Source organism: Pantoea sp. GD03673 (assembly GCF_029844725.1).
In the GTDB taxonomy this organism is placed as follows: Bacteria; Pseudomonadota; Gammaproteobacteria; order Enterobacterales; family Enterobacteriaceae; genus Pantoea.
This window is the reverse complement of the sequence record NZ_JAOCKJ010000007.1, coordinates 17,987-38,527: the sequence shown is the minus strand read 5'-3', so window position 1 is coordinate 38,527 and position 20,541 is coordinate 17,987. Positions and strand designations below refer to the sequence as shown.

General features: G+C 56.2%; 23 protein-coding genes. 10 read left to right on the top strand and 13 right to left on the bottom strand.

The features are described from left to right. Positions 1–249 precede the first annotated feature (249 nt). Both poxB and ltaE read left to right on the top strand, forming a co-directional pair. Complete coding sequence (poxB, locus tag N5J69_RS14700; RefSeq protein WP_279771300.1) at positions 250–1,971, top strand: ubiquinone-dependent pyruvate dehydrogenase; 1,722 nt, start codon at positions 250–252, stop codon at positions 1,969–1,971. Between the two features lie 71 nt (positions 1,972–2,042). Further along, entirely contained in the window at positions 2,043–3,044 is a 1,002-nt protein-coding gene (ltaE, locus tag N5J69_RS14695; protein WP_279771299.1) for a low-specificity L-threonine aldolase, read from the top strand. 4 nt (positions 3,045–3,048) lie between these two features. Here ltaE and N5J69_RS14690 read toward each other — a convergent pair whose 3' ends face one another. Beyond that, a complete protein-coding gene (locus tag N5J69_RS14690) occupies positions 3,049–3,873 on the bottom strand; it encodes an N-acetylmuramoyl-L-alanine amidase (RefSeq protein ID WP_279771297.1) in 825 nt (274 codons plus the stop codon). Continuing rightward, the gene (locus N5J69_RS14685) at positions 3,870–4,190 is read right to left on the bottom strand and encodes a heavy metal-binding domain-containing protein (protein ID WP_279771296.1); all 321 of its coding nucleotides are present in this window, start codon (positions 4,188–4,190) and stop codon (positions 3,870–3,872) included. Before N5J69_RS14685 ends, N5J69_RS14690 begins: the two co-directional genes overlap by 4 nt. 106 nt (positions 4,191–4,296) lie before the next feature. Between N5J69_RS14685 and N5J69_RS14680 the strand changes: the two genes are divergently transcribed. The 6 genes from N5J69_RS14680 (at position 4,297) to N5J69_RS14655 (ending at position 8,769) form a co-directional block, all read left to right on the top strand. After that, entirely contained in the window at positions 4,297–4,836 is a 540-nt protein-coding gene (locus tag N5J69_RS14680) for a lipoprotein (RefSeq protein WP_279771295.1), read from the top strand. A 219-nt stretch (positions 4,837–5,055) separates the two neighbouring features. Then, positions 5,056–5,784 carry an arginine ABC transporter ATP-binding protein ArtP gene (artP, locus tag N5J69_RS14675; protein ID WP_279771294.1) on the top strand — a complete coding sequence of 243 codons (729 nt, stop codon included), beginning with the start codon at positions 5,056–5,058 and terminating at the stop codon, positions 5,782–5,784. A 15-nt stretch (positions 5,785–5,799) separates the two neighbouring features. Then, positions 5,800–6,531: an arginine ABC transporter substrate-binding protein gene (artJ, locus tag N5J69_RS14670; RefSeq protein WP_279771291.1), complete on the top strand. Its 732-nt coding sequence runs from the start codon at positions 5,800–5,802 to the stop codon at positions 6,529–6,531. 6 nt (positions 6,532–6,537) lie between these two features. Continuing rightward, entirely contained in the window at positions 6,538–7,254 is a 717-nt protein-coding gene (gene artQ, locus N5J69_RS14665) for an arginine ABC transporter permease ArtQ (RefSeq protein WP_279771289.1), read from the top strand. Continuing rightward, complete coding sequence (artM, locus tag N5J69_RS14660) at positions 7,254–7,922, top strand: arginine ABC transporter permease ArtM (protein WP_279771287.1); 669 nt, start codon at positions 7,254–7,256, stop codon at positions 7,920–7,922. The genes artQ and artM overlap by 1 nt, the downstream gene beginning before the upstream one ends. Before the next feature lie 115 nt (positions 7,923–8,037). Beyond that, positions 8,038–8,769 (top strand): arginine ABC transporter substrate-binding protein, encoded by a 732-nt coding sequence (locus tag N5J69_RS14655; RefSeq protein ID WP_279771284.1) that lies wholly within the window; start codon positions 8,038–8,040, stop codon positions 8,767–8,769. Between the two features lie 15 nt (positions 8,770–8,784). Here N5J69_RS14655 and rlmC read toward each other — a convergent pair whose 3' ends face one another. The 10 genes from rlmC to N5J69_RS14605 form a co-directional block, all read right to left on the bottom strand. Next, positions 8,785–9,921 (bottom strand): 23S rRNA (uracil(747)-C(5))-methyltransferase RlmC, encoded by a 1,137-nt coding sequence (gene rlmC, locus N5J69_RS14650; RefSeq protein ID WP_279771282.1) that lies wholly within the window; start codon positions 9,919–9,921, stop codon positions 8,785–8,787. A gap of 41 nt (positions 9,922–9,962) precedes the next feature. Beyond that, positions 9,963–10,430, bottom strand: coding sequence for a YbjO family protein (locus N5J69_RS14645; RefSeq protein ID WP_279771279.1), 468 nt, complete (start codon positions 10,428–10,430; stop codon positions 9,963–9,965). A 75-nt stretch (positions 10,431–10,505) separates the two neighbouring features. Next, positions 10,506–11,351, bottom strand: a complete 846-nt coding sequence (gene potI / locus N5J69_RS14640; protein ID WP_279771277.1) for a putrescine ABC transporter permease PotI — start codon at positions 11,349–11,351, stop codon at positions 10,506–10,508. Next, positions 11,348–12,310 carry a putrescine ABC transporter permease PotH gene (gene potH / locus N5J69_RS14635; protein ID WP_279771273.1) on the bottom strand — a complete coding sequence of 321 codons (963 nt, stop codon included), beginning with the start codon at positions 12,308–12,310 and terminating at the stop codon, positions 11,348–11,350. Before potH ends, potI begins: the two co-directional genes overlap by 4 nt. A gap of 9 nt (positions 12,311–12,319) precedes the next feature. After that, positions 12,320–13,453 carry a putrescine ABC transporter ATP-binding subunit PotG gene (potG, locus tag N5J69_RS14630; protein WP_013357281.1) on the bottom strand — a complete coding sequence of 378 codons (1,134 nt, stop codon included), beginning with the start codon at positions 13,451–13,453 and terminating at the stop codon, positions 12,320–12,322. 123 nt (positions 13,454–13,576) lie between these two features. Continuing rightward, complete coding sequence (gene potF / locus N5J69_RS14625) at positions 13,577–14,686, bottom strand: spermidine/putrescine ABC transporter substrate-binding protein PotF (protein ID WP_279771269.1); 1,110 nt, start codon at positions 14,684–14,686, stop codon at positions 13,577–13,579. A 384-nt stretch (positions 14,687–15,070) separates the two neighbouring features. Next, on the bottom strand, positions 15,071–15,550 hold the full coding sequence (locus N5J69_RS14620; protein ID WP_003849273.1) for a YbjN domain-containing protein: 480 nt from the start codon (positions 15,548–15,550) through the stop codon (positions 15,071–15,073). Positions 15,551–15,637: 87 nt separating this feature from the next. Beyond that, on the bottom strand, positions 15,638–16,540 hold the full coding sequence (gene rimK / locus N5J69_RS14615; RefSeq protein WP_279771264.1) for a 30S ribosomal protein S6--L-glutamate ligase: 903 nt from the start codon (positions 16,538–16,540) through the stop codon (positions 15,638–15,640). Between the two features lie 20 nt (positions 16,541–16,560). Next, positions 16,561–17,283, bottom strand: a complete 723-nt coding sequence (nfsA, locus tag N5J69_RS14610; protein ID WP_279771263.1) for an oxygen-insensitive NADPH nitroreductase — start codon at positions 17,281–17,283, stop codon at positions 16,561–16,563. Positions 17,284–17,299: 16 nt separating this feature from the next. Continuing rightward, positions 17,300–17,551, bottom strand: a complete 252-nt coding sequence (locus tag N5J69_RS14605; protein ID WP_279771261.1) for a DUF1418 family protein — start codon at positions 17,549–17,551, stop codon at positions 17,300–17,302. 255 nt (positions 17,552–17,806) lie between these two features. Here N5J69_RS14605 and N5J69_RS14600 point away from each other — a divergent pair, with 255 nt between their 5' ends. After that, entirely contained in the window at positions 17,807–18,070 is a 264-nt protein-coding gene (locus N5J69_RS14600) for a GrxA family glutaredoxin (RefSeq protein WP_003849263.1), read from the top strand. 87 nt (positions 18,071–18,157) lie between these two features. On the opposite strand, the gene ybjM is transcribed toward N5J69_RS14600, so the two are convergent. Further along, entirely contained in the window at positions 18,158–18,523 is a 366-nt protein-coding gene (ybjM, locus tag N5J69_RS14595; RefSeq protein WP_279771258.1) for an inner membrane protein YbjM, read from the bottom strand. 258 nt (positions 18,524–18,781) lie between these two features. Here ybjM and N5J69_RS14590 point away from each other — a divergent pair, with 258 nt between their 5' ends. After that, positions 18,782–20,470, top strand: coding sequence for an aspartate:alanine antiporter (locus tag N5J69_RS14590; RefSeq protein WP_279771257.1), 1,689 nt, complete (start codon positions 18,782–18,784; stop codon positions 20,468–20,470). Positions 20,471–20,541: the final 71 nt, after the last annotated feature.

Genomic DNA, 20,541 nt, shown 5'->3' with positions numbered 1-20,541 from the left:
CTGGTATGCGCAAGTCAGCATTCATCTGGCCGCGATAACGCAACCCAGCGCGCAGGGAACAGGAGCAGAGAAGGAAAGCGCCCCGCGCCCTGAATGGCGCGGGGCGAGCCAGACCTTATCAGCAATCGTCCATCCGCCGTGCTGCACCAGCGCATTTTTTCACGCCTGCTTTTCTGCCGTGTCGTCTACGCTTCTTTTTTCGGTTCTGGTTACGTCTCTCTTCAGAGCGGGCCGACAAAGGAGATGAGCATGAAGCAAACCGTGGCGGCGCTGGTCGCCAAAACGCTGGAAAGCGCGGGCGTTAAACGCATCTGGGGCGTCACCGGGGACTCCCTTAACGGCCTGAGCGACAGTCTTAATCGCATGGGCACCATCGAATGGATGCCAACGCGTCACGAAGAGGTAGCCGCATTTGCGGCGGGCGCAGAAGCGCATATCAGCGGTGAGCTGGCGGTCTGTGCCGGTTCCTGTGGGCCAGGCAATTTACATCTGATCAACGGGTTATTCGACTGCCATCGCAACCGCGTCCCTGTTCTTGCCATTGCGGCACACATCCCCTCCAGCGAAATCGGCAGCGGCTATTTCCAGGAAACCCATCCACAGGAGCTGTTCCGCGAATGCAGCCACTACTGCGAGCTGGTCTCTAATCCTGAGCAGTTACCGCAGGTACTGGGCATCGCCATGCGAAAAGCCATTCTGAACCGTGGCGTATCCGTCGTAGTCCTGCCGGGCGATGTCGCGCTGAAGCTGGCACCGGAAAGCGCCAGCACGGAGTGGTATCCGCCCCAGATGCCGCAGGTCCTGCCGCAGCACGCCGAACTGACCCGGCTGGCGCAGACGCTGAACGACGCCACTGACATCACACTGCTGTGTGGCAGTGGCTGCGCCGGTGCGCATCAGGAAGTGGTGGCGCTGGCTGAAGCGCTGAAAGCCCCTGTCGTCCATGCGCTGCGTGGCAAAGAACACATCGAATATGACAACCCTTATGATGTCGGTATGACCGGCCTGATTGGCTTCTCATCCGGCTTCCACGCCATGATGAATGCCGGAACGCTGGTGTTGCTTGGCACCCAGTTCCCCTATCGCGCCTTCTATCCTGAGAAGGCGAAGATCATTCAGATCGACATCAATCCCGGCAGCCTGGGGTCACATTGTCACGTCGATCAGGCCTATGTCGGCGATGTGAAAAGCACGCTGCAGGCGCTGCTGCCGCAACTGACCCACAAAAGCGATCGCAGGCATCTCGACAGCGCGGTGAAGCACTATGGCGAGGCGCGCAAAAGTCTGGATGAACTGGCGCAGCCCAATGATAAACAGCCCATTCACCCGCAGTATCTGGCACAGCAGATCAGCCATTACGCCAGCGATGACGCTATTTTTACCTGTGATGTCGGCACGCCTACTGTCTGGGCGGCGCGCTACCTGAAGATGAACGGCAGACGTCGCCTGCTGGGTTCGTTTAACCACGGTTCGATGGCGAATGCGATGCCACAGGCGCTGGGTGCGCAGTCCATCGACCGCAATCGTCAGGTCGTTGCGCTGTGCGGCGACGGCGGCTTCAGCATGCTGATGGGGGATTTTATCTCGCTGGCGCAGCTGAAAATGCCGGTGAAACTGGTGATCTTCAACAACAGCGTGCTGGGCTTTGTGGCGATGGAGATGAAAGCAGGCGGTTACCTCACCGACGGCACGGAGCTGGAAAATCCTGACTTTGCCGCTATCGCCCAGGCCTGCGGCATTCGTGGCATTCGGGTAGAAAAGGCGTCGGAACTGAATGGCGCACTGGAGCAGGCGTTCGCGCATGATGGCCCGGTGCTGGTCGATGTCATCACGGCCAAAGAGGAGCTGGCAATGCCGCCGCAGATCAAAATGGAGCAGGCTAAAGGCTTCAGTCTCTACATGCTTCGCGCCATCATGAATGGTCGTGGTGACGAGGTGGTAGAACTGGCGAAAACCAACTGGCTGCGGTAAAACAGAGGTTCCATCCTGGCGGGCGCGATGCCCGCCTTTTTTTTGTTTTCCGTTACATTCAGGAGCATAAGGTGATCGATTTACGCAGTGATACCGTAACCCGGCCCGGCGCCGCGATGCTGAGCGCAATGATGTCTGCCGAAACCGGTGATGACGTCTACCGTGACGATCCCACCGTCAATGCTCTGGAAGCAGAAGCTGCACAGCTGAGCGGCAAAGCAGCCGCGCTGTTTTTCCCCACCGGCACCCAGGCGAACCTGGTGGCGTTGCTCAGCCACTGCGAACGCGGCGATGAATATATCGTCGGTCAGCAGGCGCACAATTACAAATATGAAGCGGGCGGCGCGGCGGTGCTGGGCAGTATTCAGCCGCAGCCGGTGCTGGCCGCAGACGATGGCACCCTGCCGCTCGACGTGGTGGCAGCCGCCATTAAGCCGGACGATATCCACTTTGCCCGCACCCGCCTGCTGAGTCTGGAAAACACCCATCACGGTAAGGTGCTGCCGCTGGATTATCTGGAAAAAGCGTGGGCCTTTACCCGCGAGCATCAGCTGGCGCTGCACATTGACGGCGCACGCATTTTCAACGCGGTCGTGGCGCAGAACACCACGCTGGCGGCGATTGCCCGCTACTGCGACACCCTGACCATCTGTCTCTCGAAAGGTCTCGGCACGCCAGTGGGTTCCCTGCTGTGTGGCGACACGGCGCTGATTGAACGCGCACGGCGCTGGCGCAAAATGACCGGCGGCGGCATGCGGCAGGCTGGTATTCTGGCGGCGGCAGGTCTCTACGCGTTAGAACACAACGTGGCGCGGCTGCAGGAGGATCATGACAATGCAGCCTGGCTGGGACAGCAGTTGCATGAGCTGGGCGTCAGCGTCATCGATCAGCAGACCAACATGCTGTTTGTGGCAGTGCCGGAAGCCCAGGTCAAACCATTGGGTGAGTGGATGAAGGCGCGGGGCGTATTAATCAGCGTGGGGACGCGCACCCGGCTGGTGACCCACCTGGATGCTGACCGGACGGCGCTGGAGCAGGTTGTCGCCCACTGGAAAGCGTTTCTGCAACAGTAATCTGCTACTCCGCCGCGCCATATTTCTCCCGCAGCGCGGCGGCTATCGCGGCGGTTTCGGCATCGGGCTGACCGCGATAATCCGCAGGCCGGAAGTGCATCTGAAACGCGGCAATCAACTTATGCTGTTCACGTGCGCTCATCCCGGCTGTCACCGCATAGCCATAGCGCTGCAGGCTTTCCATCAGTGGCTGCACGGGCACCCGCGCATGCGGATCCTGACCGGCTAAATAAAACTGCACCCGTCCGGCATCGGGCCAGGCACCGAGCCCGTGCTGCGCCAGCTGTTGCCACGGAAACAGGGGACCTGGATCCTGCTTGCGCTGCGGCGCGATGTCACTGTGACCGACAATGTTTTCCGGTGGAATGCCGTAACGCTGCGCAATATCACGAACCAGCGCTGTCAGCGTTGCGATCTGCGCGGTGGTGAAAGGCTGCCACTCAAGACCCGTCAGCGTCCGGCGATACCCCCGGTTGACCAGCTCAATGCCAATCGAGGTGTCATTGATGCGACTGGCACCGCGCCAGAAACTGGGTCCCGCATGCCAGGCAAGCTGCTGCTCCGGCACCAGCTGCCAGATAACACCTTTACCGGCGCGCTGAGGCGGCTGACGCGGGATCAGATAATGGGCGCTGACTTCCTGGTCGGTAAGGGTCGCCAGCGACGAAGAAAAATCTTCGGCGGTGTAATGGATCACAATCACCTTTACCCGTGGTCGTGCGCCCTGCGCCGGATGTCGCAAATCGGCCCAGTAGCCGTCACGGGACTCTAACCCGGCGTGGCAGCCCGCCAGGAGCAGCGCCAGCATCAGTAACAGCCACCGTTTCAACGAATGACCACCGCCGTACCGGTAACGCTGACCATCAACATGCTGCCCTCTTTGCCAACGGTTTCATAATCAATGTCGATGCCGACCACCGCGTTGGCACCCAGTGCTTTTGCCTGCTCTTCCAGTTCTTCAAACGCAATTTCACGCGCTTTACGCAGCTCTTTCTCATAAGCACCGGAGCGGCCACCGACCACATCACGAATACCCGCGAAAAAATCCCGGAAGATGTTGGCACCCAGAATCGCTTCTCCGGTGACCACGCCGCAATATTCGCTGATGCTGTGACCTTCCAGCGTTGGGGTTGTTGAAAATTTCATCGCATTCTCCTTGTTGAAAACCGGGCTAAGGCTCTTTCGACTAAAAAGCACGGCTATACTCTATGCTAAAAAGGGCACCTTGCCAGAGAACCATAAGGAAATCGAGATGAGAAACAACGCGTTTGCGCTAATGATCCCGGCGGCCCTGCTGCTCAGCGCCTGTACCACCGTTGAGCCAGTCATTAAGGATAATGGCCCGCGTACCGCCCCCTGCATTAAAGGCGGTCCTGACCAGGTAGCCCAGAAGTTTTACGACCTGCGCGTCGAACAACCCACGCAGGGTCTGCCTGACAGCAACACCCTGGCAAAATATCGCCCTTACCTGAGTGATGCGCTTTACCACTCCCTGCAGGCGGCCAGCGGCAGCAATGCTGGCGCACAGTGGCGTAACGGCGATCTCTTCTCAAGCCTGTCACAGGGGCCGACTGCTGCCAGCGTCGCCGATGCCTCTTCCATTCCGAACCGCGATGCGCGCAACATCCCGCTGCGGGTTGATCTGAGCCGCGACGGCAAACAGTGGCAGGATGAAGTGCTGATGATTCATCAGGGCACCTGCTGGGTCGTCGACGACGTGCGCTACATGGCTAACCCTGTGCACGCCGAAGGTGGAAGCCTGAGCCAGATGCTTGAAAAATCAAAAAAATAATTTCATTAACGCTTTTGTGAAGCGCAGCTGCCTCAGGCGCTGCGCTTTTTTATTGTCACCGCCCGCCCGGCAGCATGGGACTGCAACCAGAGAGCGCATGATATTGTGCTAAGCTTTGGCTGTTTATCTGCTGTTTTACAAATTTTAACCCACCTTATTTGCATAACTATTCTGGTGACGTTAAAATCCGCGACACTAATAGCTATTCAAATCTGGCGCATGAGTATTCAACTAAACGCAATAAACTGCTTCTACGGTGCTCATCAGGCGCTGTTCGACATCAACCTTGAGTGTCCGCAAGGCGAGACCCTGGTGCTGCTGTGTCCCAGCGGTGCGGGCAAGAGTTCGCTGCTGCGGGTACTTAATCTGCTGGAGCAGCCGCGTTCAGGTCAGTTGCAGATTGCCGGTAATCAGTTCGACTTCAGTCAGAAGCCTTCTGAAGCCGCGATTCGCGAACTGCGTCAGAACGTCGGTATGGTGTTCCAGCAATATAATCTCTGGCCGCACCTTACCGTGCTGCAGAATCTGATCGAGGCACCCTGCCGGGTTCTGGGCCTGAGCAAAAGCGACGCCCGCGCCCGCGCCGACAAACTGCTCGACCGGCTGCGCCTGACGCCCTACAGCGATCGCTTTCCGCTGCACCTCTCCGGGGGTCAGCAGCAGCGTGTGGCGATTGCCCGCGCGCTGATGATGGAACCGCAGGTGTTGCTGTTCGATGAGCCGACGGCCGCACTGGACCCTGAAATTACCGCACAGATTGTCAGTATCATTCGCGAACTGGCGCAGACCCATATCACCCAAGTGATCGTGACCCATGAAGTGGAAGTGGCACGTAAAACTGCCAGCCGCGTGGTTTACATGGAGAATGGCCACATTGTGGAACAGGGCGATGCCAGCCGCTTTACACAGCCGCAAACCGAGGCGTTTGCTCACTATCTTTCGCACTAAGTCAGGATGCTAAAAATGAAAAAAATGGTACTTGCTGCACTGCTTGCCGGTTTTAGCCTGAGCGCTACCGCGGCGCAGACGATTCGTTTTGCGACCGAGGCCTCTTATCCTCCGTTTGAGTTTGTGGATGCGGACAACAAGATTCAGGGCTTTGATGTCGATCTGGCCAACGCACTGTGTAAAGAGATTGATGCAACCTGCACCTTCACAAATCAGGCGTTCGATAGCCTGATCCCGAGCCTGAAATTCCGTCGCTTTGATGCGGTGATGGCGGGCATGGATATCACGCCGGATCGTGAAAAACAGGTGCTGTTCACTAAGCCGTATTACGACAACTCAGCGCTGTTTGTTGCCCGGAAAGGCCAGGTCGCCAGCGTTGACGCGCTGAAAGGCAAGCGGGTTGGCGTCCAGAACGGCACCACCCATCAGAAATACCTGACGGACAAACACAGCGAAATTACCATCGTTCCTTACGACAGCTATCAGAACGCGGTGCTGGATTTGAAAAATGGCCGTATTGATGCCGTATTCGGCGACACTGCCGTTGTTAACGAGTGGCTGAAGCAGAATGCTGCGCTGGCTGCGGTTGGCGACAAAGTGACGGACAAAGCCTACTTTGGTACCGGCCTGGGCATTGCGGTGCGCACCGGTAACACTGAGCTGCAGACCAAATTCAACGGCGCGCTGGATAAGATCAAAGCGGACGGCACGTATAAAACCATCTACAGCAAATGGTTCCAGCAGTAATCTCTGATGAATGAAATGATGACCCTCGCAAGCGCCGCCGGTATGACCGTCGGCCTTGCTGTTTGTGCTCTTATCGCGGGCCTGGTGCTGGCGATGATTTTCGCTGGCTGGGAGTCACTGCGCCTGAGACCGCTGGCGTGGATTGGCACCGGCCTGGTGACGCTGATCCGCGGCCTGCCGGAAATTCTGGTCGTGCTGTTTATCTATTTTGGCGCTTCACAGTTGTTGCTCACCCTCTCTGACGGTTTCACGCTGAACGTCGGACTGTTTCAGCTGCCGGTTCAGGTGCAGATCGAGAACTTCGATGTCAGTCCGTTCCTGTGCGGCGTGATTGCGCTGGCAATGCTCTATGCCGCCTATGCTTCGCAGACGCTGCGCGGTGCCCTCAAAGCCGTGCCGGTGGGTCAGTGGGAATCGGGGCAGGCGCTGGGCATGAAAAAGTCGGTCATTTTTTTCAGGCTTATTATGCCGCAGATGTGGCGTCACGCCCTGCCCGGTCTGGGTAATCAGTGGCTGGTGCTGCTGAAAGACACCGCGCTGGTTTCACTGATCAGCGTTAACGACCTGATGCTGCAAACCAAAAGTATCGCGACCCGCACGCAGGAGCCGTTTACCTGGTTTCTGGTGGCGGCCGCTATCTACTTAGTGATTACGCTGTTCAGCCAGGCGGTATTGCGCCGCATCGAACTGCGCACCACCCGCTTTGAACGGGGGAACAGCTAATGCTGGCCTATCTGCCTGAACTCCTGAAAGGACTGCACACCAGCCTGACGCTGACGGCGGCCTCGCTGGTGGTGGCCCTGCTGCTCGCGCTGCTCTTCACCGTGGTGCTGTCGCTGAAAACGCCGGTGCTGAATCCGCTGGTAAAAGGCTTTATCACGCTGTTTACCGGCACGCCGCTGCTGGTGCAGATCTTCCTGATCTACTACGGTCCGGGACAGTTTCCCGCGATCCAGCAGATCCCCTGGCTGTGGCATTTACTGTCGCAGCCGTGGCTATGTGCGATGCTGGCGCTGTCACTGAACAGTGCGGCTTACACCACCCAGCTGTTTTATGGTGCGGTCCGGGCGATTCCCTCTGGGCAGTGGCAGTCGTGCGCCGCACTTGGCATGAGCCGTAAAGATACGCTGCGCATTCTGCTGCCCTATGCATTTAAACGCGCCCTCTCCTCTTACTCCAATGAAGTGGTGCTGGTGTTTAAAGGCACCTCACTGGCCTACACCATCACCCTGATGGAGGTCATGGGTCACGGCCAGCTGCTCTACGGTCGCACATACGACATCACGGTCTATGCCGCGGCGGGTCTGATTTATCTCTGCGTTAACGGTTTGCTGACGCTGATGATGCGACTGATCGAAAAACGCGCCCTGGCCTTTGAACGGCGCAGCTGAATACCGGGCGAGCTCCCTCGCCCTTTTCGCCTGAAAAATCACGCTAATTGCATAAAAATTCATTATATGGCAGGGTATCGCCTTCTCTGGCTGATCACATCACAGGAATCATAAAATGAAAAAATGGATTATTGCCGCTGCACTGGCTTCGCTGGCGGTGACCGCCCAGGCGGCGGAAAAGATTCGCTTCGCCGCTTCAGCGACCTACCCGCCATTTGAAACGCTGGACAGTGAAAATAATCTGGTCGGGTTTGATATCGATCTGGCCAAAGCGCTGTGTCAGCAGATGAAAGCGGAATGTACCTTCACCAACAATGCTTTCGACAGCCTGATCCCGTCACTGAAGTTTCGCCGCTATGACGCAGTGATTTCCGGTATGGACATCACCACTGAGCGCGGCAAGCAGGTTGATTTTACCCAGCCCTATTACGCTAACTCCGCTATCGTGATCGCCCGTAAAGGCCAGTTCAAAAGCGTTGATGATCTGAAAGGCAAGCGCATCGGTGTTGAAAACGGCACCACGCATCAGAAGTACCTGCAGGACAAGCACCCGGAAGTGAAAGTGGTGGCGTATGACAGCTATCAGAACGCGATTCTGGACATAAAGAGCGGCAGGCTGGATGGGGTGTTTGGCGACAGCGCGGTGGTGAATCAGTGGCTCAAAACCAATCCGGATCTGGCGACGGTCGGTGAACATGTCACGGATGCTGACTACTTTGGCACCGGCCTTGGCATTGCCGTACGCAAAGGCAATACGGCGCTGCGCGATCGGTTCAACCAGGCACTGACTGAACTGAAAGCCAACGGCAGCTGGCAGCAGATCAATCAGAAGTGGTTCCCGGAATAATCCCCGACTGACGCGTTACACTGCGTGCTGACGACGGGTTAACAGCGTCAGCACTTCAAAATGGGCCGTGTGCGGGAACATGTCGAACAGCTGCACCCTGGTGATTTCATAGGTGCTCAGCCGGGCAATATCCTGTGCCATGGTCTGCGGATTGCAGCTTGAATAGAGCAGATAATCCGGGGCCATCTGGCTCAGATAGTCACACAGCACCTCGCCAATCCCACGGCGGGGTGGATTGACCAGTACCAACTGCGGCACCGTATCGCGTCCGGTCGCAAAGGCCGCCGAATCCAGCGCCGCAAACTGCACCTTTTCCAGCCCCAGCATCTCAGCGGAACGATGGGCGCATTTAATCGCTTCAGCGCTGATCTCAATGCCGGTCAGCGTCATTTCCGGTGTCGCGCAGTGCAGACCAAAACCGCCTACGCCGCAGAAGAGATCCCACATGCTGTTAACCGGCAGCGCACGCACCCAGTCGCGCGCGGTGGCATACAGTGCGCTGGCAACCTGCGGGTTGGTCTGAAAGAAGCTTTGCGGGCGGATCCACAGCGGTACGCCATTGAAATTCTCTGCCAGCGACTGAGCGGGCGTCAGCACAATCTCCTCTTCCCCCTCCAGAATGGCCATGTGCACCGGCTGAATATTGACCGATATCACCGTCAGCTGCGGCAACTGCTGTTGCAGCCACGGCAACGCCGCACGCAACTGTTCCAGCTTTGCGGTTGAGCGCAGGACAAAACGCAGCATTACGCCGCCCTGCTGACTTTCGGTAATCAGCAGAAATTTCAGTTCACCGCGTTTGCGCGCCACGTTATAGGGCGTCAGCCCGGCACGGGCGATCAACGGTTTAAGTGCAGCAAAAATCGGCTGAAAGCTGGCGGGATAGAGTGGGCAGTCGCAGAGATCAACCGCTTCACCATCGCGATGGACAAGACCCAGTACCGGACGCTCGACGCTGCCGCTGACCACCATTTTGGCTTTGTTACGGAATGCCTGCTGCGGTGATGTAACCGGCGGCAACCAGGCCGCTACAGGCAGGTCTGCCAGTAGCTGTTCCAGCATCGACTGTTTATCGCTCAGCTGAGCAGGATAGGGTTTTTCCAGCCACTGACAGGAGCGGCATCGGTTGGCGTCATAAAGCGCGCAGTGCATGGTAAAGCCTTAACGATGGGGTCGGGCGGAGCGCGATTGTATCATCGCTTCCTGAAAAAAGCGCGGCTGCTGGCGGGCAGAAACAGCAGCATCAGCACCAGCAGATCGGGAATTTTTTGCGACAGCGTATGGTGGATGATCTGGACGTTATTGTCGCCATCAATGCTGAATATTTCCGGATAGATCCAGCCCAGCGAGGCGACCAGCATATAGCCCAGCACAATCACCTGCGTCGCAACATAGCCCCAGCGCCCACGGTTACTGCCGCGCATCAGGGTAAAGGCGCAGCGCAGTTCGAACAGGAAAATCAGCTGGCTGGCGATAAAGATAAGCGTGGAGTCCCAGGACTGGGCACTGCGGTGAACAAAGTTGGCGATTTCACTGTAACCCAGCTCATTTGCCAGCATCAGCACGCTCAGGCAGCGGGTCGCAATAATGGCAATGCCCGCGACCGTCACCGGAACCGGTGCATCGGAAAGCGTGGCGTTGCTTTTGAAGATTTCTGACATAGTCCCTGACTCCACCTGATCGAAAAACGGGCCGGTTAAACCGGCCCGTTCATATAGTGGCAAAGGTTACGTATTTCAGCCACGTTTAGCTTTCTGAATATCGCTTAAACGTTGTTTTTCTTCGTGCGCCATGAAGCGCCAGGCGATAAAACCCACTAAACCGACCACAAACAGGATCAGGGACGCCAGCGCATTGATTTCCGGGTTAACGCCGCGGCGAACGGTGGCAAAGATCGCCATCGGCAGCGTGGTCGCACCCGGCCCGGTCACAAAGCTGGCGATAACCAGATCGTCAAGAGACAGCGTAAACGCCAGCAGCCAGCCCGTCACAATCGCCGGAGCAATCATTGGCACGGTAATCACGAAGAACACCTTCAGCGGCGTGGCACCTAAATCCATCGCCGCCTCTTCAATGGAGCGGTCCAGCTCACGCAGGCGCGAGTTGATCACCACCGCCACGTAGGCGGTACAGAAGGTAACGTGAGCCAGCCAGATGGTGAGCATGCCGCGTTCACTCGGCCAGCCAAAGGCGTTGCCCATGGCCACGAACAGCAGCAGCAGCGACAGGCCGGTGATCACATCGGGCATGACCAGCGGCGCGGTCAGCATAAAGGCGAAACCGTTGTGCCCACGGAAGCGACCAAAGCGCACGATAATCACCGCCGCCAGCGTACCCAGCACCACCGCCATGGTGGCAGAAAGCCCTGCAATGCTCAGACTCAGCAGCACCGCGTCGATCATCGCGCTGTCCTGGAACAGCACGTTGTACCAGTGGAATGAGAAGCTGTCCCACACCGTCACCAGGGGTGAGCTGTTGAACGAGTAAACCACCAGCAGCAGCATCGGCGCATAGAGGAACAGGAAGCAGCAGACCAGAATCCCGGTACGCCAGGGCGAGCGAATGGTTGGCAAATTATTCATGCCTTTTCTCCCAATTCACGGTTTTGATGCTTATGGAACCAGATGATCGGCAGAATCAGAATCAGCAGAATAATCACCGCCAGCGCGGAGGCCACCGGCCAGTCGCGGTTGTTAAAGAACTCCTGCCACAGGATACGGCCAATCATGATGCTGTCCGGGCCACCCAGCAGTTCCGGGATTACGTACTCCCCTACCGCCGGGATAAAGACCAGCATCGACCCGGCGATAATGCCCCCTTTGGTCAGCGGTACAATCACGCTGAAAAAGGTCTTCAGCGGACGCGCACCCAGATCCAGTGAGGCTTCCACCAGCGAGTAGTCGATGCGTGTCAGCGCGGTATAGATAGGCAACACCATAAACGGCAGATAGCAGTAGACGATGCCGATATAGACCGCCGTGTTGGTGTAGAGGATCACCAGCGGATGATCGATCACGCCCAGCCACAGCAGGAAGCGGTTCAGAATACCGTTGTTGTTCAGCAGCCCCATCCAGGCGTAGACGCGCACCAGAAACGAGGTCCACGATGGCAGAATCACCAGCAGCAGCAGAATAGTGCGCATCGACGGCTTACTGTGCGCCACGGCCCATGCCAGCGGATAGCCAATCAGCAGGCAGATAACGGTGGAGATCGCCGCCACTTTCAGCGACTGCAGATAGGCGTCGATATAGAGCGGATCGTCTGTCAGCGTCAGGTAATTACCGAAATTGAGCACGATGCTGAACTGGTCATCTGCCCAGCTCACCAGCTCGGTGTAAGGCGGGATAGCCCGTGCAATGTCTGCAAAGCTGATTTTCAGCACCGTCAGAAACGGCAGCAGAAACAGCAGCACCAGCCAGACATAAGGCAGAGCAATCACCAGCTTGCGGCCATGCTGCATTTTTACCCGCGTGGCCCAGCGTTGCAGCGGCGTGCCGACCAGGCGGGCGGGCGCTTTAGCGCGTTGGAAAATCTGGCTCATAGCCGCTCCTTAAACCGTCAACACCACGCAGCTGTCGCTTTCCCAGCAGAGGCGGACTTCATCACCCCATGTTGGTAACCCTTTGCGATAGCGATGCGCGTTTTGCAACTGTGCGCTGATCATCTGTCCGCTATGCAGACGGACATGGAAAATAGAGAGGTCGCCGAGATAGGCGATGTGGACCACTTCCCCCACCGCAAAGTTACAGCCATCGGCTGGCACCTCATCGCACAGCATCACTTTTTCCGGGCGCAGCGCAACATGCACCGGCACGTTATCCACCACCGAAACATCAGAGTCGACTTTCAGGGGATGCATCAGGCCGGGACTGTCGATCACGAGGCCATCTGCCTGACGTTCACGCAGCAAACCTTCGAACACGTTAACCGAACCGATAAACTCTGCGCTGTAGCGGCTGGTCGGATGCTCGTAGATCTCCTCCGGCTCGCCAATCTGCACGAACTTACCGCGATTCATAATCGCGATGCGGCCCGCCATAGTCATCGCCTCTTCCTGGTCGTGCGTCACCATCACGCAGGTGGCACCTACACGCTCCAGAATATCGACCACTTCCAGCTGCATCCGGTCGCGCAGCTTCTTATCAAGGGCGCCCATCGGCTCATCCAGCAGCAGCAGTTTTGGTCGTTTCGCCAGGCTGCGGGCGAGTGCCACACGCTGACGCTGACCACCGGAAAGCTGATGCGGTTTGCGTTTCGCAAATTCCTGCATATGCACCAGCGCCAGCATTTCGGCAACGCGGCTGGTGATCTCCCCTTTCGGCAGCCGATCCTGCTTCAGACCAAAGGCGATATTCTGCTCTACCGTCATGTGCGGGAACAGCGCATAGGACTGAAACATCATGTTGATCGGACGCTGATAGGGGGCAACGTGCGACAGATCCTGACCATCCAGCACAATCTGTCCGCTGGTTGGCGGCTCAAAACCGGCCAGCATGCGCAGCAGCGTTGACTTGCCACAGCCCGATGCGCCCAGCAGAGCGAAGATTTCGCCTTTATAAATGGTCAGACTGACATCATCCACGGCGTGCTGGCCGTCAAAGGATTTGGTCAGATTGCGGATCTCCAGCAGCGGCGTTAACGCCTTTGCGGTTTTATGTTGGGGACGGGGAATGGCATCGTTCACAAAGGGTTCTCTCCGGAGCCAGGCGGAACATGGCGGCAAAATCCGCCGCTAAAAATGGCACAACAGAGGCCGACACTGCGCCTCTGTTGCTGATGCGTGACAGGTCAATCCGTTAAGGACGAACTACTTACCACTTTTTACTTTAGTCCATGCACGCGTACGCACACGATCCAGTTTTGGATCCTGGACTTTCAGCACGAACAATTTCGACATCGCTTCTGGCGTCGGGAAGATACCCGGGTTGTTGCGGATGTCGGCATTGATCAGCGGCAGCGACGCTTTGTTGCCGTTGGCATAGTTCATTTTGTTGGAGACATCAGCGATCACTTTCGGATCCATGATGTAGTTCAGCCAGGCGTAGGCACCGTCGAGGTTTTTGGCATCTTTCGGAATCGCCATCATGTCGAAGAAGGCCAGAGCCCCCTCTTTCGGCACGCTGTAGCCCAGATGCACGCCGTTTTTCGCCGCATCGGCACGGTTTTTCGCCTGCAGAATATCGCCCGACCAGCCGATAGCAACGCAGATGTTACCGTTAGCCAGATCGTTGATGTACTGCGACGAATGGAAGTAACGGATGTTCGGACGCAGTTTCAGCAGCAGGTCGGTGGCCGCACCGGAATACTCTTTTGAATCAGAGGTGTTCGGATCTTTGCCCAGATAGTTGAGCACCGTGGCGAAAATCTCTTCTGGCGCATCCAGGAAAGAGACACCACAGCTTTTCAGCTTCTCCAGGTTTTCCGGTTTCAGTACCAGATCCCAGCTGTTTACCGGGGCATCAGCGCCCAGAGCGGCTTTAACTTTGTCGATGTTGTAGCCGATACCGGTGGTGCCCCACAGATACGGAATCGCATATTTATTGCCTGGATCGTGCTGCGCCACTTTTTCCATCAGCGCCGGATCAAGATTTTTGTAATTCGGCAGTTTGCTTTTGTCCAGCGGCTGGAATACCCCGGACTGCAGCTGACGCGCCAGGAAGCTGGAAGATGGCACCACGACATCGTAGCCGGTGCTGCCCGCCATCAGTTTGCCTTCCAGCACTTCATTGGAGTCAAACACATCGTAGACCACTTTGATGCCGGACTGCTTTTCAAAATTCGGCACGGTATCTGGCGAAATATAATCGGACCAGTTGTAGACGTGCAGCGTTTTATCTTCCGCCATACTGCTGGCCGAGGCGGCCATCAGCGCAGCAGCTACCACAGCTGACAGCCATTTCTGACGTGAGTTGAACATATTTTTCCATCCTCCTGAGCGGGTCATTTCAACGCTGCAAACCAGAGATCCCTGCATTGCGTTCTGTACAAGACGTCAGTGACACAATGAATCATTATTCAGCGGGAGTTTAATAGCAAAATCCTATAGCTGAGACGCAGTTACACGTCTGTTACAGCCCCGCAAGCATAGCCCCCCCGGTCAGGCTTCACCAGACCCCAGCGTAAAAAACGCCTGAAACCGATATTTTATGCATGTTTGAGCTATGAGGTTCGGCTTTGATGGCATAAACCACGACAAATATCTGGCGGTAAAGGGCAAAATGCAGAATAAAAAAAGGCAGCAGCAGAGGGCAGGCATAAAAAAGCCGTCTCAGGGACGGCTTAGTGGGCGACCAGGTCGGGCTTAGTGCAGCACAGAATGAACGCTGGTCACCGGAACGTGCTCTTCTTCTTCGCCCACAATCAGCAGATTGTTGGCAAAGGCTTCCAGGATCACCATGGAGATCTGCTCTTCACTCTGTTTCATAAAGTGTGAGAACTGACCAAAGGTTAAGCCGGCGGTCGTGGTCATTGACTGGCAGACAATGAGCTTCGGCAGATTATCATCCTGAATGTCGATAAAGGCTTTTACCGTCAGTGAACTGGCATTAATTTGCGACAGATCGCCGACCAGTGGAATCAGCGCCGTCGGCTTTACTTCAGCCAGCGCCGAAAACAGAATGACGTTATCGACCAGATCGATTTTGGCGTCAAACACCCCATCGAAGTTTTGCATGTGCGGCAGATGAAGTGCCTGACAGGCATCGCATTCGAACCAGGTGATATTTTGCTGATCCAGCCAGCGACGCAGCAGGTCGATGTCCGGAACGACAAGAGAATCCATCGTAAAATCCCAGTGGGGTGATAAACAGGCGACTTAGCTTACGGAAAAACGCGCGACGATGCCACGAAAACTGCTGAAAAGCGCGTGTCAGCCAGCGGTTTTAGGACGGAGCCCGGGGATGGCCTGCTGCTCAATCTGCGCGATCATCAGCCCGGCAATGTTAAGGCCGCTGCTGGTTTCAATGCCCTCCAGACCGGGCGAGGCGTTAACTTCCATCACCAGCGGGCCGCGATGGGCGCGCAGAATATCAACCCCCGCGACTTCCAGCCCGAGCGTGGCCGCCGCTTTCACGGCAATCTGCCGCTCCTGTGGCGTAATAGCGACCGGATAAGCTTTACCGCCGCGATGCAGGTTAGAGCGAAAATCCCCCTCTTTTGCGACCCGCTCAATTGCGGCCACCACCTGATGACCAATCACCAGACAGCGAATATCACGCCCCCCGGCTTCTTTGATAAACTCCTGCACCAGAATATGGGCATTCAGCCCGCGGAAGGCATCAATGACGCTCTCTGCCGCCTGGCGTGTTTCTGCCAGTACGACGCCAATGCCCTGTGTCCCTTCCACCAGCTTAACCACCAGCGGCGCACCGCCCACCATCGCGATAAGATCGTCAGTGTCATCAGGTGAGGAGGCAAAGCCCGTGACCGGCATATCAATCCCCGCCTGCGCCAGCAACTGCAGCGAGCGCAATTTGTCACGGGTGCGGGTGATGGCGGCAGACGCATTCAGCGGATAGCTGCCGCACATCTCAAACTGTCGCAGCACGGCCGTGCCATAAAAGGTAATGGCGTTGCCGATGCGCGGAATAACCGCATCGAAATGGCCGAGCGGTTCACCACAATAGTGAACCGCCGGTGAGGCGGGATTGATGTTCATGTAGCAGGAGAGCGGATCGATGATTTGCACCTCGTGGCCGCGTGCGGCGGCCTCGTCACGCAATCGCCGACTGGAGTAAAGCGTCTCATCACGTGACAGGATAGCTATCTTCATCGCCGCTCTCCTTTTCTGGCTTAGCGCGTGGCCCAGCCCTGCTGATGCAGATAATCGAGCATAAACGGACGCGTTTCTTTAATGATCAGCCGCTGGATCAGCTCGCTCCAGGTTTCACTGCGCTGGTTGCTGTCACGCTGCTGATAATAGAGTTCCGTGCGGCTATCGTATTCGGCCAGCACTGCCGGGTCCAGAGGCTGATAGCGGTTCTCATGCACCAGCATGGCGTGCGGCATACGCGGTTTGACGTCTGGCTTTGACTCCGGATGACCCAGGCAGAAACCAAACAGCGGCAGAACAAATTTCGGCAGCCCCAGCAATTCGGTGACTTCCGCAATGCTGTTACGAATTCCGCCGATAAAGACGCCGCCCAGATCCAGCGATTCCGCCGCAACCATCGCATTCTGCCCCATCAGTGCGGTGTCCACACAGCCCAGCAGCAACTGTTCTGCACGTCCCAGTTGCGCATCCGGGCAAATCTGCAGATGGCGATTAAAGTCAGCGCAGAACACCCAGAACTCAGCCGCATCCGCGACCCAGGTCTGGCCGCCGGTCAGCGTCACCAGCTTGTCGCGCAGCGCTTTGTCGGTGATGCGGACAATAGAAGAACATTGTAAAAAGCTGGATGTGGACGCCGATTGCGCCGCAGTAATAATCGCTTCACGCTGCTCATCGCTGACCGGCTGGTCAGTAAAAGCGCGGATTGAGCGGTGGCTGCACAGTAAATCAATGGTCGGTGTCATAAAGTCTCCAGCAACGTTATCTTTTTTTATCAATCTGATTAAACAGCTGTGGCGCTATCGCTTTCGCGGTTCGCCACATTAAAAGCCAGGCAGCAGGCAGCATCAGCATCACGCCAGCAATAAACAGCACGGTAGCCAGCGTTTTTACGTCAGTCTGGTCTGGCAGCGGAAGCCAGTGGTTGATCAGCAGCAGCGCACCAAAAATCAACAGGCCGCCAGCCGCCTCCAGCACCACCACAAACCGGGGTAATCTGGCCACACTCTGCATTACATCCTCCTGCCGTCACGGCTTACTGAGCGTCAATTATGGTCAACAACCCAAAAATTGCGCGGAATACACGGCGTGCCATGTTAAAAAAGCCCCTGATTCAGACGCTTCCTGATGTCATGGCAATAGCGTGCGGGCATCAGACTAACAGGCAAATCCTGCTTTCCTTAAGCGATACGAGCGGGCATGATGGTTGCCATTCTCTGTTTCATTATGTGATACGCATCACATAATAGCCGCTGTAAGGAGTTCTCAATGATTGCTGTTATTTTTGGCCGTCCCGGCTGTCCCTACTGTGTCCGTGCCCATGAACTGGCTGACAAGCTGACCGCAGAGCGCGATGATTTCAGCTACCAGTATGTTGATATTAACGCAGAAGGGATTACCAAAGCCGATCTGGAAGCAAGCGCCGGTAAACCAGTCAGCACCGTGCCACAGATTTTCGTGGATGAAAAACACATCGGTGGCTACACCGAGTTTGCTGCCTGGACCAAAGAGAATCTGGGATTTGTCGCGTAAGCGCAGATAACCGGCATGAAAAAGGCGAGGCCGGATTTTCCGTCTCGCCTTTTTGCTCTCTGACTGACGCCAGTCATCCGGCACCGATTAGTTAAGCGACGCCATCACAATCTGCATTAACCGCACCAGCAAGGCACCGCAGCCTGCCCAGAACAGCGCACTCAGACTCCAGGACACCACAAACAGTCCGTTACTGTGAATAAACAGGCTGTTGTTTAACAGCAGTGCCGCCAGCAATGTTCCCCATAATCCCATCAGCAGCGTGCTTTTTAACGGGCTTTCTACCTGCAATAAAGCCATCGCGATACCCGGCAACATAAAAAGCAGTAATTCGGGCTGACCGCGAAGCGGGCCGGGACCAACCTGCCAGAAATGACAGGTAAACACAAAGACCAGACTGTACAGCACCACGCCACACAGGCGGGTACTCCAGAGATAAGAACGCTGCGGCATACCACCCCACTGATTAAAAATAACCCCGACAATAACCTGCTGATATCCCTGATGCGTTCAGATGGAAATAAAAAGAAACAGTTCGCTGTGGCAACGAATTAAAACAGCCAATAGCTGTGAAAGATATTTGTGATTAGAATAGCGCCGCGATAAAGGTTCCCTTTGCAGTATCGATACAACAGAACCTCAACGGCCTGCTCACGATAGCGAAAAACAGGCCACTCTTCAACAGGTTACACGTAAACAAGAAGTTAAACAGTGAATATTAACGTCGCAGGATTGTTAAGCGGAAATGACATTTTGTTATTATTTGTCGTTTTAGCGCTCGGCCTCTGTCTGGGCAAGTTGCGTCTGGGCTCCGTTCAGCTGGGAAATTCAATTGGCGTATTAGTGGTTTCGCTCTTATTAGGGCAGCAGCACTTCGCGATCAATACCGATGCCTTGAGTCTGGGCTTTATGCTGTTTATTTTTTGTGTCGGTGTTGAAGCCGGTCCCAACTTTTTTTCTATTTTCTTTCGCGACGGTAAAAACTATTTCATGCTCGCCATCGTCATGGTGGTCAGCGCGCTGTTGCTGGCACTGGGGCTGGGGAAACTCTTTGGCTGGGACATTGGTCTCACCGCCGGTATGCTGGCCGGGTCGATGACCTCAACGCCGGTGCTGGTCGGCGCGGGCGATACCCTGCGGCAAAGCGTCAGCGATCCAAAGCAGCTTGCCATGATGCAGGATCAGCTGAGCCTGGGTTATGCCGTGACCTATCTGATAGGCCTGGTCAGTCTGATTTTTGGCGCACGCTACCTGCCCCGTCTGCAACATCAGGATCTGTCCACCTGCGCCCAGCAGATCGCCCGTGAGCGCGGTCTGGATGCCGACAGCCAGCGCAAAGTTTTCCTGCCGGTGATCCGCGCCTACCGCGTGGGTCCGGAACTGGTGGCGTGGAGCGGCGGCAAAAACCTGCGCGAACTGGGTATTTATCGTCAGACCGGTTGCTACATTGAGCGCATCCGCCGCAACGGTATCCTTGCCAGTCCCGATGGGGATGCGGTGCTGCAACTCGGCGATGATATCTCGCTGGTGGGCTATCCCGATGCCCATGCCCGGCTCGACCCCAGCTTCCGCAACGGTAAAGAGGTGTTTGACCGCGATCTGCTGGACATGCGCATCGTTACCGAAGAGATCGTGGTAAAAAACCACAACGCGGTAAACAAGCGCCTCAGCAAGTTAAACCTCACCGATCACGGTTGCTTCCTGAACCGGGTGATACGCAGTCAGATTGAGATGCCAATCGACGACAGCATCATGCTCAACAAAGGGGATGTGCTGCAGGTCAGCGGCGAGGCCCGACGGGTGAAAAGCGTGGCAGATCGCATTGGCTTTATCGCGATTCACAGTCAGATGACCGATCTTCTGGCCTTCTGCGCCTTCTTTATCGTGGGCCTGATGATTGGTCTGATCACCTTTCAGTTCAGTAATTTCAGTTTTGGTATCGGTAATGCAGCAGGTCTGCTGTTCGCCGGTATCATGCTCGGCTTCCTGCGTGCCAACCACCCGACTTTTGGTTATATCCCGCAGGGCGCGCTGACCATGGTGAAAGAGTTTGGCCTGATGGTGTTTATGGCGGGCGTGGGATTGAGTGCTGGCAGCGGCATTAATCACGGCCTGAGCAGCGACGGTGCGCTGATGCTGCTGTGTGGCCTGCTGGTGAGCCTGATTCCGGTCATCATCTGCTATCTGTTTGGGGCTTATGTGTTGCGGATGAACCGTGCGTTGCTGTTTGGGGCCATCATGGGCGCACGAACCTGCGCACCGGCCATGGAGATCATCAGCGACACGGCACGCAGTAACATTCCGGCGCTGGGTTATGCCGGAACCTATGCGATTGCCAACGTGTTGCTGACGCTGGCGGGGACGCTGATTGTGATTATCTGGCCAATATTGCCCTTATAAAATTTTTTTGCTGACGTCCAGAACTTTATTGTTAAGCGATAGTCATAATAATTGCCACTGCTTTTCTTTGA

Bases quoted from the DNA above. Each gene is read 5' to 3' on its own strand.
- poxB (WP_279771300.1), top strand. From the start codon at position 250: ATGAAGCAAACCGTGGCGGCGCTGGTCGCCAAAACGCTGGAAAGCGCG.
- N5J69_RS14685 (WP_279771296.1), bottom strand. From the start codon at position 4,190: ATGAAATTTTCAACAACCCCAACGCTGGAAGGTCACAGCATCAGCGAA.
- N5J69_RS14680 (WP_279771295.1), top strand. From the start codon at position 4,297: ATGAGAAACAACGCGTTTGCGCTAATGATCCCGGCGGCCCTGCTGCTC.
- artP (WP_279771294.1), top strand. From the start codon at position 5,056: ATGAGTATTCAACTAAACGCAATAAACTGCTTCTACGGTGCTCATCAG.
- artJ (WP_279771291.1), top strand. From the start codon at position 5,800: ATGAAAAAAATGGTACTTGCTGCACTGCTTGCCGGTTTTAGCCTGAGC.
- artQ (WP_279771289.1), top strand. From the start codon at position 6,538: ATGAATGAAATGATGACCCTCGCAAGCGCCGCCGGTATGACCGTCGGC.
- artM (WP_279771287.1), top strand. From the start codon at position 7,254: ATGCTGGCCTATCTGCCTGAACTCCTGAAAGGACTGCACACCAGCCTG.
- N5J69_RS14655 (WP_279771284.1), top strand. From the start codon at position 8,038: ATGAAAAAATGGATTATTGCCGCTGCACTGGCTTCGCTGGCGGTGACC.
- rlmC (WP_279771282.1), bottom strand. From the start codon at position 9,921: ATGCACTGCGCGCTTTATGACGCCAACCGATGCCGCTCCTGTCAGTGG.
- N5J69_RS14645 (WP_279771279.1), bottom strand. From the start codon at position 10,430: ATGTCAGAAATCTTCAAAAGCAACGCCACGCTTTCCGATGCACCGGTT.
- potI (WP_279771277.1), bottom strand. From the start codon at position 11,351: ATGAATAATTTGCCAACCATTCGCTCGCCCTGGCGTACCGGGATTCTG.
- potH (WP_279771273.1), bottom strand. From the start codon at position 12,310: ATGAGCCAGATTTTCCAACGCGCTAAAGCGCCCGCCCGCCTGGTCGGC.
- potF (WP_279771269.1), bottom strand. From the start codon at position 14,686: ATGTTCAACTCACGTCAGAAATGGCTGTCAGCTGTGGTAGCTGCTGCG.
- N5J69_RS14620 (WP_003849273.1), bottom strand. From the start codon at position 15,550: ATGGATTCTCTTGTCGTTCCGGACATCGACCTGCTGCGTCGCTGGCTG.
- rimK (WP_279771264.1), bottom strand. From the start codon at position 16,540: ATGAAGATAGCTATCCTGTCACGTGATGAGACGCTTTACTCCAGTCGG.
- nfsA (WP_279771263.1), bottom strand. From the start codon at position 17,283: ATGACACCGACCATTGATTTACTGTGCAGCCACCGCTCAATCCGCGCT.
- N5J69_RS14605 (WP_279771261.1), bottom strand. From the start codon at position 17,551: ATGCAGAGTGTGGCCAGATTACCCCGGTTTGTGGTGGTGCTGGAGGCG.
- N5J69_RS14600 (WP_003849263.1), top strand. From the start codon at position 17,807: ATGATTGCTGTTATTTTTGGCCGTCCCGGCTGTCCCTACTGTGTCCGT.
- ybjM (WP_279771258.1), bottom strand. From the start codon at position 18,523: ATGCCGCAGCGTTCTTATCTCTGGAGTACCCGCCTGTGTGGCGTGGTG.